Origin of the sequence: Pseudomonas sp. R3-18-08 (assembly GCF_003852065.1) — a bacterium.
GTDB lineage: Bacteria > Pseudomonadota > Gammaproteobacteria > Pseudomonadales > Pseudomonadaceae > Aquipseudomonas.
On record NZ_CP027729.1, the window covers coordinates 212,022 to 225,167 of the forward strand.

At 57.4% G+C, this 13,146-nt stretch carries 12 protein-coding genes; all 12 read right to left on the reverse strand.

What is annotated here, in order from left to right; all coding sequences use genetic code 11:
• Window positions 1-4: 4 nt before the first annotated feature.
• The 12 genes from icmH to C4J92_RS00905 all read right to left on the reverse strand — a co-directional run bounded on the left by icmH (window position 5) and on the right by C4J92_RS00905 (window position 13,104).
• Window positions 5-718, reverse strand: a complete 714-nt coding sequence (gene icmH / locus C4J92_RS00850) for a type IVB secretion system protein IcmH/DotU (protein ID WP_124402650.1) — start codon at window positions 716-718, stop codon at window positions 5-7.
• Window positions 715-2,058 carry a type VI secretion system baseplate subunit TssK gene (tssK, locus tag C4J92_RS00855; RefSeq protein WP_124402651.1) on the reverse strand — a complete coding sequence of 448 codons (1,344 nt, stop codon included), beginning with the start codon at window positions 2,056-2,058 and terminating at the stop codon, window positions 715-717. The genes icmH and tssK overlap by 4 nt, the downstream gene beginning before the upstream one ends.
• Window positions 2,055-2,780 carry a type VI secretion system lipoprotein TssJ gene (tssJ, locus tag C4J92_RS00860; protein WP_124402652.1) on the reverse strand — a complete coding sequence of 242 codons (726 nt, stop codon included), beginning with the start codon at window positions 2,778-2,780 and terminating at the stop codon, window positions 2,055-2,057. The genes tssK and tssJ overlap by 4 nt, the downstream gene beginning before the upstream one ends.
• Window positions 2,781-2,802: 22 nt before the next feature.
• The gene (gene tssH, locus C4J92_RS00865) at window positions 2,803-5,406 is read right to left on the reverse strand and encodes a type VI secretion system ATPase TssH (protein ID WP_124402653.1); all 2,604 of its coding nucleotides are present in this window, start codon (window positions 5,404-5,406) and stop codon (window positions 2,803-2,805) included.
• Complete coding sequence (tssG, locus tag C4J92_RS00870; RefSeq protein WP_124402654.1) at window positions 5,403-6,473, reverse strand: type VI secretion system baseplate subunit TssG; 1,071 nt, start codon at window positions 6,471-6,473, stop codon at window positions 5,403-5,405. Before tssG ends, tssH begins: the two co-directional genes overlap by 4 nt.
• The gene (tssF, locus tag C4J92_RS00875; protein ID WP_124402655.1) at window positions 6,437-8,269 is read right to left on the reverse strand and encodes a type VI secretion system baseplate subunit TssF; all 1,833 of its coding nucleotides are present in this window, start codon (window positions 8,267-8,269) and stop codon (window positions 6,437-6,439) included. Before tssF ends, tssG begins: the two co-directional genes overlap by 37 nt.
• Window positions 8,269-8,751 (reverse strand): type VI secretion system baseplate subunit TssE, encoded by a 483-nt coding sequence (gene tssE, locus C4J92_RS00880; protein ID WP_124402656.1) that lies wholly within the window; start codon window positions 8,749-8,751, stop codon window positions 8,269-8,271. The genes tssF and tssE overlap by 1 nt, the downstream gene beginning before the upstream one ends.
• 24 nt (window positions 8,752-8,775) lie before the next feature.
• Complete coding sequence (tssC, locus tag C4J92_RS00885) at window positions 8,776-10,278, reverse strand: type VI secretion system contractile sheath large subunit (protein WP_124402657.1); 1,503 nt, start codon at window positions 10,276-10,278, stop codon at window positions 8,776-8,778.
• 14 nt (window positions 10,279-10,292) lie between these two features.
• The gene (tssB, locus tag C4J92_RS00890; protein WP_124402658.1) at window positions 10,293-10,826 is read right to left on the reverse strand and encodes a type VI secretion system contractile sheath small subunit; all 534 of its coding nucleotides are present in this window, start codon (window positions 10,824-10,826) and stop codon (window positions 10,293-10,295) included.
• 67 nt (window positions 10,827-10,893) lie between these two features.
• Window positions 10,894-11,643, reverse strand: coding sequence for a hypothetical protein (locus C4J92_RS00895; protein WP_124402659.1), 750 nt, complete (start codon window positions 11,641-11,643; stop codon window positions 10,894-10,896).
• Between the two features lie 506 nt (window positions 11,644-12,149).
• Entirely contained in the window at window positions 12,150-12,578 is a 429-nt protein-coding gene (locus C4J92_RS00900; RefSeq protein ID WP_124402660.1) for a DUF2628 domain-containing protein, read from the reverse strand.
• A 127-nt stretch (window positions 12,579-12,705) separates the two neighbouring features.
• Window positions 12,706-13,104 carry a hypothetical protein gene (locus C4J92_RS00905; protein WP_256657440.1) on the reverse strand — a complete coding sequence of 133 codons (399 nt, stop codon included), beginning with the start codon at window positions 13,102-13,104 and terminating at the stop codon, window positions 12,706-12,708.
• Window positions 13,105-13,146 lie beyond the last annotated feature (42 nt).

Below are 13,146 nucleotides of genomic sequence, written 5' to 3' on the forward strand. Positions count from 1 at the left end.
GTGCTCAGGCACTGAACAGCTGGCTGATTTGTTCTGCCAGCGCGGCGACGTCCTTACCCAACAGCCAGTCCAGCGTCAGGTAAACAGCAACGCAGACCAGTGCAATGAGCACCAGATACAGCCACACCGGGACTTCGTGACGAAGCATTTGCGAGACCTGATCGGGCAGCGCCCAGTCCGGCGATAGCGCTTTTGGTATCTTGCGGTAACGTGCGATGTCCTGGCCGAGGGTGTTGGCCAGGTAACGCAATTGGTCTTTCTGGCCGAGGCTGAATTTGCCCTCGAAACCTAGCGCCAGGCACAGGTGGTAGACCTCAAGCACATCCAGGTTGGCTTTCACGTCGCTGCGCAACGATTCGATCTTTTCAAAGAACCCTTCACCCGCCAGGTGTACGCCGAAGTAACGGAACTGCAAAGGCTGCAACTCGAAATGATTGCGCAGGGCGTTTTCACCCGAGCGCAGCACGCTTTCGTCGAGGAATGCGCACAGGGCGTACTGGGTGTCCTTGACTTCGTCGACGCTGTAGTTGGCGCTGCGTGCATCGCGTTCCAGCGTATTGAAGAAACTGTCGACACTGGCTTCAAAAGCATCCACCGATGTGACTTGCCGGCCCCGGCGAACGATCAGCGCCATGCTGATGAAGTCCTGCACCAAGTCTTTGAGGGTAGGCTTTTCGTGCGCCGTGGCCACGGCGCCTTGCATCATGGTTTCGGTCATTTGAGTACCGCCATCAGTTCAAGCTGGAGGTTGGTAAAGGCGCTGGGCGCATAGAAGGAGATGGCTTGGGCGTTCATCATTCGCTCATACACCCGGCCGTGCGGCTCGATGGAGAAATAGTGGTTGTCCAGGCGCACCGGAATGGCGTTGGGTAAACGTGTCGAATGGTTCAGCGTGACGCCTGGCATGGCGCTGTTGACCACCACCTCAATGTCTTCCGGCGAACCCACCTTGATCGCGCGCGGTACCAGTTCCAACAGGCTGGAACCAGGCATGTCGGCATGCACTGAGATGTAGAAGTCGGCCTCGGTCAAACGCGGGTCGAGCAACTGGCCCTGCCAATAAGACGGCTTAGTCTGCGTCAGATTGATGACAATGCATTGGTTGGGAATCACATTGTCGAGCAGCACCCGGATCATCTCGTCGAGCTTGACCAAAGACGCAGCCGGATCATGATGGTCATACTCGGGAATGTCGTTGAGCTGAGTGTCGAGCGAAAACGTCAGCAGGCCGCCCGCAAGCTCCGCCAGGAACAGGTACAGGCGTTCGGGATGCAGGCGCGGGTGGGCCAACAGGTGAGCCAGGTTCGGGTAGGCACGGTTTACCGTGTTCAGCAGCCAGAACAGTGTAACGTCGCTGGAACCGAACTCGGCGATCTGGTCGGCGCGCTCACGACGACGGCCCGACAGCGCCTTGCTCTTGGACTGCAAGGCACCGAGCAGCCGTTTCCCCAGACCGACCAAGGTTTCATGGGTGCCGACATGCAGCGTCGGGTGCACAAAGTGCGTATCGAGGTTGAAGCCGCCGATGTTATTACGCGATAACCGCGCAATCGGGCAGTAGCTGTAACCGTCGAGGTTATCGCCGTCGATCAGCATCACCACGTTCAATCGCAAACTGGTGATTTCGTTTTCCAGGTCGCCTTCATTCAGGTCAGGCAGGGTGTCGAACTGCTTGCGAAAACGCCGGGCGCTTTTTTGCTCCTGGCCATCTTCGACATAGTTCAGGCCGAACGGCTCCGGCAGCTTGAGCGCGGCATACACCTTGAGGTCATTACCCTTGAGCAATTCCTTCAAGTCGCGCGCGGCGGGCAGCGGGTCGTGCTGGGGCGCGTCAAACAGGCTGCCGTCGGGAAACACCAGCTTCAGCCGAGTCAGGCGCAGGGTGCCGGTGGCCAGGGCTTCTTCATCAATCTGCAGGGTTTGCACACCCCAGTGGAATGGCGTGCTGCGCAGGGTCGACTCGGTCAACTGATGTTGGTGAAACTCATCCTGATACTGGAAATGCTGCGGCAAAAGGAACATGCCTTCTGACCACATCACACGGCTTTGCTTACTCATTTAGCGCCTTCCAATAGAGAATTCATTTGCGTATCAGCGGTCTTTTTCACGGCACCGTTGGCCATGTCAGCAGCTTGCTTCTGAGCCATGTCGCTGACTGGTTTGGGTATCACCGGGGTTTGAGGAGTGTTGGTTGCAGTCGACGGTTCTGCAGTCCTGGGTGTGTTCAGTACATCAACGCCGCCCACTGCCTGCACCGAGTAGAAGTCGGCCAGTACGCGTACCCCGTCAGAAGAGAACCAGATACCGTCCTTGCGTAGCGAGGTGGCATCGAAGGCGACCTTCCATTGGCTGTCTTCATCACTGCGAAAGAACCCTGCAACGCCTACATACCGAGTCGCCTTGTTCAACGGCCAGGTGTCGGTCTGGCCCATGCCGGGAAGCAGGATAATTTCGCGCTCGTCGATCAGCGTATTGCCCAGGGTCTGCTTAGGCGTCGCATACAAATCGTCGGCGGAGCCCGAGGCAAAACGCTCCAGTGCACTTAACTGATATACATGCACCACCACTGATAGCGGCTTGCCGTCTGCATCCAGGTTGAGCTGATTGCCAGCGTAGGTGTTGAGGATCACCTTTTCATTGTCGCTGTAAAACATGTCACCCATCCAGGTATCGTCGGCGCGCTTGCCGATGCGGTCGGTGACGCCGCATCCGCTGAGCAGTGCTGTCATTGCCAGGGCTACCACGCAGGCCGCGAGGGCTGGCTTTTGTCGCTTGTCCATAACTGCTACCCGTAGTGGTCGATCAGGTCAGGCTGTAGATGAAATCACCGTCGCTGCCCAGTCCGATGGCCAGGCTTTCAATCGGTTTATCCTGTGCCATCCGCTCCAGAACGCGTTGCGCCAACTCCGGCATCAGCGTTTTCGAGAGAATGTTGTCGATGTTGCGGGCACCGCTGTCCACCTCGGTGCAGCGCGCGGCAATCGCCTTGACCAGTGCTTCGTCGTAACTGAGCACCGCGTGGTGATTACGCTCGAAGCGCTTGCGAATGCGCGCCAGTTTCAGCGCAACGATGCGTTCCAGAATCGCGTCCTTGACCGGGTAGTACGGCACCACGGTCAGACGGCCGAGAAAGGCCGGCTTGAATACCTGATTCAGCTCCTCACGCAGGCCCTCGACCATTTGTTCCGGGGTGGGTTGCTCATCGCTGTTCAGGCACCACTGCATGATGCTGTCGGTGCCGGTGTTGGAGGTGAGCAAAATCACCGTGTTGCGAAAGTTGATCTCGCGGCCTTCGCCATCGTCGAGCACGCCCTTGTCGAATACCTGGAAGAACAGCTCAAGCACGTCCGGATGAGCTTTTTCCACTTCGTCCAGCAGCACGACGCTGTAAGGCTTGCGCCGCACGGCTTCGGTCAAGACGCCGCCTTCGCCATAGCCGACATAACCCGGCGGCGAGCCTTTGAGGCTGGAAACCGTGTGGGCCTCCTGATACTCGGACATGTTGATGGTGATCACGTTGCGCTCGCCACCGTACAAGGTGTCGGCCAGCGCCAGCGCGGTTTCGGTCTTGCCGACGCCGCTCGGGCCGAGCAGCAGGAACACGCCGATTGGCTTGTTCGGGTCTTCCATGCGAGCCCGGGAGATCTTGATGCGCTTGCCGATCTCGACCAACGCGTGGTCCTGGCCCAGCACCCGTTCGCCCAACAGCGCCGGCAGGCGCTGCACGGTGTCTATTTCGTCGCGCAACATCTTGCCCAGCGGGATGCCGGTCCATCCGGAAATCACTTCGCCAATGGTGCCGCCGTCTACCAAGGCGTGCACCAGCGGCTGCTCGCCCTGCACATTGGCCAGCTCGGCGCGTACAGCGGCAAGCTCGCTGGCGTCCGGTGTGCCGTTTTCCGGCGTGCTCAACGCGCCGAGTTTTGCCACCAGTTCCAGCTCACGCTTCCACTGGTGTTCCAAGGCTTCGCGCTTGGTTTGTTCGGCTTGCAGTTGCTCTGTCAAGACGCCCAAGCGTCGGGCATGGTCGCTGCCTTTAGAGACTTCTTGTTCCAGCACGGTGATTTCGGCCTGAAAGTTGTCGATCTGGCGTTTGCAGTCTTCCAGCGGTCCGGGCTGCGACGACTGGCCCAGAGCGACTCGGGCACACGCGGTGTCGAGAACGCTGACCGCCTTGTCCGGCAATTGGCGACCAGTGATGTAGCGGTTGGACAGGCGCACGGCCTGCACCAGCGCCTCATCCATCACGGTCACCTTGTGGTGCTCCTGCATTTTCGCGAGCAGGCCGCGCAGCATGTGTATGGCCTTGTCTTCGTCAGGCTCTTCAACCTTGACTACCTGGAAGCGGCGGGCGAGGGCGGCGTCTTTTTCGAAGTATTTTTTGTATTCGGCCCACGTCGTGGCGGCAATGGTGCGCAGCTCGCCGCGAGCCAGTGCCGGCTTGAGCAGGTTGGCGGCATCGTTTTGTCCGGCCTGGCCACCGGAGCCGATCAGGGTGTGGGCTTCATCGATAAACAGGATGATCGGGTGCAGGCTGCGCTTGGTTTCTTCGATCACCGACTTGAGACGGTTTTCGAACTCGCCCTTTACCCCTGCGCCGGCTTGTAGCAAGCCAAGGTCTAGGGTGTGCAGTGCCACGTCCTTGAGCACCGCGGGGACATCGCCCTGCACGATGCGCAGCGCCAGGCCTTCGACTACGGCGGTTTTACCCACGCCAGCTTCACCGGTAAGAATCGGGTTGTTCTGGCGCCGGCGGGTCAAGATGTCGACCATCTGGCGCACTTCGAACTCGCGACCGAGCACCGGGTCAATGCGGCCGTCGCGCGCACTTTGGGTGAGGTTTATGGTGTATTGATCCAGCGCTGGGGTTTTGCCGTTGCCCTTCACCGGGCTGCCATTGCCGGCGCCAGCGTTTGCCAATGGTTTGGCGAGCTTGGACTCGACGCTGCCTTCAACCAGGGCATTGAAATGCAGGCGCAGGTCATCCGCGTTGATTTTTTCCAGCTCGGGCGCGGAGCCGATAATCACTCGGCGCAACTCGGCGTCATCAAGCAGTGCCTGCACCAGGTGGCCGGTGCGGATCTGCGCCTGGCCGAACTCGATAGACGCCAGCACCCACGCTTGTTCGATCATCCGCGTGATATGCGGCGACAGCGCAGGCGTACGGGTATTGCCCTTTTTGAACGTGCTCAGGGCCGTCATCAATTGTGCCTGCAGACGATCCGGCACCACATCGTAATGGCGCAGGATGGCCGGCAGGTCGTTGTCGCTGGTATCGAGCAACTGCAGCAGCAAGTGCTCCACTTCTACATCGTAATGGTTTTCCGAGAAGCACAGTGCTGCGGCACCTTCGGTGGCGGTGCGGCTGTTGTCGTTCAACTTGGCAAACAGGGACTTCAGGTTCACAGGCAGACCCCATCAAAAGGAATGTGAAAGAGGGCGCAACGGGAGGGTTCCACGTCAACACCGGGGCGTTTTAGCCAGCCAAGCCGGCCCAGAGAAACGTTGCCTTTACGGCCAATACTGGCGACGGGTACGGCTTCGCGCTTAAGCGTGGGGGCCAATTGAAAGTCCAGCTCGGCGCCAACATAAAAGCGCACCAGCTCGACCAGCTTTTGGTAATCCACTGTGCCTGGCTGGAAGCGTTGGTAATCGATCAGCTCCAGCGGGCCAAGCTCGATGCGCACGCAGGATTGATAGTCCCAGACCCGGTTGCCGGCGACGGCGCTTTGCCCGAGCACGGCATTCTTGCGGCCCAGTTGCGTGCATTGGCTGGCGTCCAGGCGTAGCCAGCGACCGGCAAAGGACTTGACCTTGAACGGCAGCGAAAAATAGAAGCTCAGCATTACTTGCAGGTTCAGCGTATTGCGCGGCTTTTGCGCGAACATGCCCGAGAAGTAGCTGAACAGTTCGCGGCGCAGGGGCGACTCGCCCTTGTCGAACTTCTGTTTTTGCGCCTGCGGCCCAAAGCCCACCAGGTTGAGCAGGTAGCGATCAAACCCGGAAGTGCCATTGCGTTCGTACTCGATATAAAACTTGTACTTCTGCCAGGCTTCGTAAAAGAGCGTGGTCATACGGTGCGAGAAAATATCCAGGAACGCATGCGCCGCGTCGTCGCGGTACTGGATGTGACGGTCCATCAGCAGCTCGGTATATGGGCGCGGCAGTACCCCGGAAGGCCCGACCAGGCCCATGAACGTTACCTGCACCTCAGTCAGTGGCAAGCCCGCCGCCGACACATTGCCTGCGTGTTCGAACCGCAGGTCGCTGACCTCACTGGCAGGGAAGTTGAGCGACAACTGCGAGCGGAAGCGCAGCGGGTCTTCGTGCGGCCGGGTTTGCAGGTCCATTCGCCCGGTTCTGCTGTAATGAAGGCGCAGCAGACGCACCAATTGAAAGAATTCGAATCGGTGCGGCTCGGCCCTGGCCTGGTCGATCAGACCAGGGGTTGATCGCCGGTTCGCGGGGGCCATTGGACCACTCTCTTTTCGCGCTGCAGGGTGCGAAGGGTTAATTGGGTAAAGCTGTTCATCGTGCAGTACTGACCGAAGAAGTGGTCGAGCACCATGCCGAACAAAAACACACCACTGCCGGTGTACTGGCTTTCGTCAAATTTGAGGGTGATGCCTACTCCGCGCACAAAGTTCGGGCGCGGGTGACCAATACGTGCAACAACCGGCTCACTAGTGATCGAGACAATGCCGTTGATCTGTTTGCGGATTGCCGACAGGTTGCGGTAGTTGTAGAGCGACAGCAGCTCCAGCAGCACTTCGCGGCCTTTGGAAACCAGCGACATATGGTTGAGCGAGAGGTGCGAAATCAAGCGCCAGATCACCCCGTTGCCCAGCGGCACACGCACGGTGGCGGTGGGCTTGCGCAGGCAGCGGATGTCTTTGATCACCGAGTTGGCCGGCATGTTGAAATCCCCACGCTCGCCGCCAAACGGCAGCATCAAAGGCAGGTCGCGATTGCTGCAGGTGAGACGGATGCTCAAGGTATCGTTGTTCGAATCGATCATCTCCAGATTGCGATCCACCACCCGAATAAACATGTTCGAACCGTCGCGCTGCTGGGTTTGCACGGCACGGCGGCGGGCAATCCAGAAGCTGCTGCCGGGGCCCTGATCGCCACGCGGTTCAAAGAACGGGTGGCAGGTGCCGACCTGATCGGTGCCGCCGACTTTTTTCACGCGACGCACGCGGTCAATTGACACCACTTCCGACGCGCTTTGCAGGCGGACATCCGGCATCACTGCATACTCATGCTGGGCATGGGTCAGCTTTATAGGCTCGGCCTGCTGGCGGAACAGGTTGATGATCGGTGTGCAGTTGAGCTTGAAGTTATTGCGGCCGATATTTTGCGTAAGGCGAACCAGGCGGTCCGTAAGGTCGTAATCGGAAAAGTAGAAATTGATCTCGACGTTCTCGACTTCCTTTCCTGCGAGAATGCGCGCAAAACCGGAGAGGTCGAAGAACATGAATTTGTCGGGGAAAGTGAAGTATTCGTGAAGCAACCGGTAGCCCAGGAACGAGCGCTCGGAGTAATCCACCAAGCCTTCATCCAACTGGTAACCGACCGCCTTCAGCGCGCCGGCGGGCAGGGCCACTTCGCGGGTGCGGTCTTCGTCCTTGAACGACAACGTGGCCTTGGCCAGGTTGTTGAACAACAATTCGTACAGTTGCAGCATCAGCGTGCTTTCGCCGTCGAGGAAAAACCGCAGGCTGTCCAGCTCCATCTTGCCGAATGGCACGTCCGAGGTGGCCGTCAGGCCAATGCGCAGACGCGCGACGAGGTCGGCGCTGTGGCCGTTGAACGCTGAGCGTTCCATCTCGATGAACGACGCTTCCTGCACCGCCACTGGCCATAGCTCGACCGGGTAGCAGGTGCGGAATTTACACACCACGCCGTCTATGGGGTTGGCATGCAGTTCGGTGTGGCGGGCTACACGGTAGGCTTCAGTGACCTTCTCCTGCTTGCCGAGGTTGAACTCCACAATCGACATCGACGGCGTAGGGCGCAGGTAGTGGGGGTACAGCACTTCCAAAAAGGCTTCGACGATTTCCGGAAACTCGTCATCGAGTTTTTTGTGCACGCGCGCCGACAGGAACGAAAAGGCCTCGATCAACCGTTCGGTATGCGGGTCTTCGCAGTTATCGCCCTCGATGAGCAACCGCGAAGCAATTTTTGGATACTGGCTCGCAAACTCCTGGCCCAAAAAGCGCAGATGCGAGAGTTCCTTTTCGTAATAAGGCAGCAGATCGTCGAGCATCAGTTGAGATTCTGCACTTTGTATTCCTGGGTGTTGACTTGCAGCACCGCATCGAAGGAGACCTGACGTGAAATGTCCTGCAGACGCAGAACCGCGTCCACACGAAATGTCAGCATGCGTTGGCCGGTTTGTTGTGCGAGCAGTTGTACTTTCACGCTTCGAAAGCGCCGATCACCAACCGTGATGGCTTTTTCCAGCTGACGTTGTATCAGCAGGCGGTCCTGGGGATCGAGCACACTCTTGCTGGTGAAATCGGGCATGCCGTAGTCGAGGATGGTTCCCCCCAGATTGGCAAAACCATCCAAATCGCCGGCGACCAGGGACTGGCGGGTATTCACCAGAATCTCCAGGTCACGCACGATGCTGGCCTTGTAATCGGCCAGTGAACACAAGCGTTGCGAAGCTGCTTCAACGGATTGGTGCGGACGATCATCCAGCAATCGGTCCAGCAACGAAGGCAACAACCTATGTTGGCTACTCATGACGGCCTCCCTGGCTGAGTTCGATTAACCGCGAGTCGAAGGTGGCAGTTCTGCGACCAGACGCAACGAAGCAGTCAGTTCGTCCAACTGGTAGTGTGGACGCAGGTAAGTCACAGCCTTGTAAACGCCTGGCTTGCCCGGTACTTCAAACACTTCGGCACGGGCTTCGCGCAACGGGAACTTGGCTTTGGCTTCCTGGCCTGCGGTGTCATCCAGCAGCACATAACCCGACAGCCACTTGTTCAGAAACATCTCGACGTCCTTGCGCGAAGCGAAGCTGCCGATCTTGTCGCGCATGATCGCCTTCATGTAGTGAGCGATACGCGAGGTGGCGAAGATGTACTGCAACTGTGCCGACAGACGCGCGTTGGCGTTGGCGATGTCGGTGTTGTATTGCTTTTGCTTCTGCGTCGACTGGGTGCCGAAGAACGCGGCGTAGTCGGTGCCTTTGCAGTGCACCAGAGGGATGAAACCCAGGTCCGACAGCTCTTTTTCACGGCGGTCGGTGATCGCGATTTCAGTCGGGCATTTGAGCGCGATTTCGCCATCGTCGGTGTTGAACGTATGGGTTGGCAGGCCTTCCACCAGGCCACCGCCTTCCACGCCGCGAATCGCCACGCACCAGCCATAACGCGAAAACGCGTCGGTCACTCGGGTGCCCAGCGCGTAGGCGGCGTTCATCCACAAGTATTTGTTGTGATCACGACCATCGACGCTTTCGACGAAGTTGAATTCTTCCACGGGAGTGGTATCCGGGCCGTACGGCAGGCGACCGAGCACATGGGGCAGGGTCAGGCCAACGTAGCGCGAATCTTCCGAGGCACGGAACGACTTCCACTTGGCGTATTCGACGGTGTCGAAAATCTTCGCCAGGTCACGCGGGCCGGACATGTCGGTGAACGAATCCCAGCCGAACAGCTCTGGCGATGCCGCCGAGATGAACGGTGCGTGCGCGGCAGCGGCAACGTGGGAGATCTCTTCGAGCAGGTACATGTCTTCCGGGCTGCGGTTGAACTCGTAGTCGCCCAGCAGCATGCCGAACGGCGCGCCGCCGAAGGTGCCGTATTCTTCTTCGTAGATTTTCTTGAACAGTGCGCTCTGGTCGAATTCGGACGAAGCCTTGAGGTCGCGGACCAAGTCTTTTTTCGAGGCGTTGAGCAGCTGGATTTTCAGCGTAGTGCTGGTCTCGGTCTGGTCAACCTGGTATTTCAGGCCGCGCCACGAAGCTTCCAGTGCCTGGAATTCACGGGCATGCATGATTTCGTTCATTTGCTCGGAGAGCATCGCGTCGATTTCTGCGATACGCGCGTCGAGTACCGCGATCAAGTCCTTGCTCGGCGTCATTTCGCCTTCCAAGACCTGCCCGACCAGTTCACCGATCAAGTCGCGGGTGCGGGTACGCTCGGTTTCCGAACGGGCGACGCGGCTTTCGGAAATGATGCTGTCCAGAAGAGACGACTGTGGGGCGAAGTTTTCCACTTCCACCAGAGCACTGTCCTGCTGAGTCGCGGGTTGCTTATCGGTCATCATCAGGCTCCTGCTTACGCTTTAGGATCAGTTGGGGGAACAGCGGCTTCGCGGCCAAATTCCTTGCCCAGGGTTTTCAATTTCTCGGTGTTCTGCAGCACGTCCATCAGCAGCTCTTCGAGCTTGTCATTGCCGCCCATCTTGTTGCGTAAGTCAGCCAGCTTGTTACGCACTTCCAGCAGTTTGCGCAGCGGCTCCACCTGCCGAACCACGTTCTGTGGCTCGAAATCTTCCAGGGTGTTGAAGTTCAGTTCCACGCCCAGCTGGGTGCCGTTCTTGACCAGTGTGTTGTCAACCCGATAGGTCAGGCGCGGCTTGATGCCTTTGAGCACCCCGTTGAAGTTGTCGCGGTCGATAAAGATGAACTTGCGATCCTTGAGCTTGGGCAGAGGCTCAAGTGGGTTGCCGGAGAAATCGCCCAGCACGCCAACGACAAAGGGCAGCTCTTTCTTTTCCTGCGCGTCGCCAATGTCCACGTCGTAGGTGATGTGGACTCGGGGCGCACGAACGCGGTCGAGTTTATGCTGGGTACTTTCCTTCTTCGCCATCGTGATCTCCTGTGCGAGCAACTCGCTGAAAGTTATTTTCGCCTCGGTCGATTATTGACCGAGAGCGTTACAGTCCATCGACCGTCAGCAGCAGGCGCTGACGGATCTCATCATCCATTTCCAAAATATTCTCGCGCCCCACCAGCTCTTCAAAGGTGGTGTTGCCGGCAATCTGCGTGCTGTTACGGATGACAGTTTCATCTGGCAATTCAGAGCGCACGGGTGAGCTGATAATGCAGAACGGCAAGTCGCCGAAGTCCTTCAAACGCTCGAAACTCACCGGGAAGCGTAAGCCTTCCAGCAAGCGGCTCAGGCCGGGAGATTTGCTCAGGCAATAAAACAGCACCAGGTAGTGCACAACGAAACGGTACAGCTCGGCGTTACTGCGATTGGGGTCTTTGATGATCTGGCGAAATTGCGCCAGGTCGAACGAACTGAAACCGACCACCCAGCGTACGGGGCTGGTGATACGGATGGTTTGTCCGCTGTCTGAAAGTACCTTGTCGTATTCCAGCGCAAACAATTGCGGCGTAGTGCTGATGAGATTGAGGGGGACTTCCAGCTCGTTGACCAGCTGAAAAGGCGCAGCCGAACCGATGCGGTCGTACAGCGCCTTGAGCTCTTTGAAGTGGTGCTGGGTTTCGCGTCCGCTGCTGCGTTGCGCCCCTTGCAGGTATTCACCGAATAGCGTCTGTGGGCGAATCAACAAAGCGAGCGTCGACAGATAATCCGACGCCTGCGATTTGAGCACGTCAGAGATCGCCCGGGTCTGCCGGCGCAGCGTTATCAATGCTTCAACATCAAAGGTCTGAGTCATCAGTACATCGTCCTTGAACTCATCGCAACGATCCCGTCGTTATCGCGGGGGAGGAGAGGAGTTACGAATTTCTCGACTGCACGCCGGTTCATATCATGCTGCTGGCGAATCGCGGCGCCAGACGGGGCACGCCTGACTGGCTCTGATAGCGAACGGTGCTGGCATATTAATATCCAGAAGCCATCATTTGTGCAATATGGCAATCGCTCAACCGATTTAGTTCCCAGAGGATGTATATTTTCTTGTTTCTGCTACAGGTAGCAATAATGGCTCTGTGCCACTTTTTTTGAGGTGGAAGGGCGAAAAAGCGGTAAAACCCCGGAAATCAAGGGGAGGAATCCGATTTCTGTAAGATTATTCTTTTCAAATGAAGTAGAAAAATGCGAAACCAATCGTTTTTTTCTGACTTTAAGGAAGAGCCGGACATGCGGTGCGGGCAGGGAACATTCACATTGCGTGATGGCACCCCGCCGGATGGGCGGGGCGCCTGGAGGCTTGATTGCGGGTTAGAGGCGCATGCCCTTGAAGGGATTCCAGCCTTGTTCGCCCTTCACTTCCTTGAGGTAATACGCGTAGTTCGTGACGATCGCGTACATGAATGAAAATCCGAAGCCGATGCCGTTATCCAGCGCTCTCGGGAACTCCATGCCCAGCACAGCCAATATGATTGATACCACGGCATACGTCGCGAACATGATGCCAATCAACGCCAGGTTTTTCTTCCAAAGGCCCAGCACAAACAGATAGATCGGGCCGAAGAAAAAGGCGATGACATTTCCGTTGATCAGGAGCTTTTTACGAAAGGTCGGCATCGCCTTGAGGGCAGATTTGTAGCGAGGGTCGTTTGGTGCACCGTAGGTGTCAAAAAAATCGAAGCGCTCTTGCCATTTAGGCTTGTGCGTAGTTGGTATTTGAAGCTGTTCCGTTGTGCTCATCCTTGCGTCCTTATGTTCGTTATGTGGGTGTTTCAAAAAGCGCCATTCATCTCTTTGGCTTAGGGTGGCTCTCCTAATCAGCGTTTTCAAAATCAGGGATCAATCGTGCTGGTGTGGCTTAGCGGCTTCACTTGCAATGATCAGGCGCCAATGTGATTTCAGCGATAGGCACCGCCGCGTCGCTCATATACTGGTAGGTAATCTTGTTGCCAAGCGCCAACATCAGCAGATACGCCGTCTGGCTGCACAACGATTTTTCGATCTGTTGAGTCAGAAAGCTTTGGTAATAAGCCTGCTCGCCAGGCTGGCCCTTATAGCCACTTAGTGTGATGGTGTAGCGCACGTTGTGATCGGCGTATGCAATAGCGTCTACACGCGTGGCGGGGTCCAACATTATGGGCAGTTGCTGCTGTTGGGCAACGACAATTTTCAGGACTTGTTCGCTGTCTTGAGCCTGAAGGACGCCCGAGAAGAAAGTCGCCGCGCAGCAAGCAGCACCCAGAAAGATTCTATTCAAAATCAACACTGCGTGTTTTTTATTGATGGTACGCGCTGCTTTTCGGCCGAC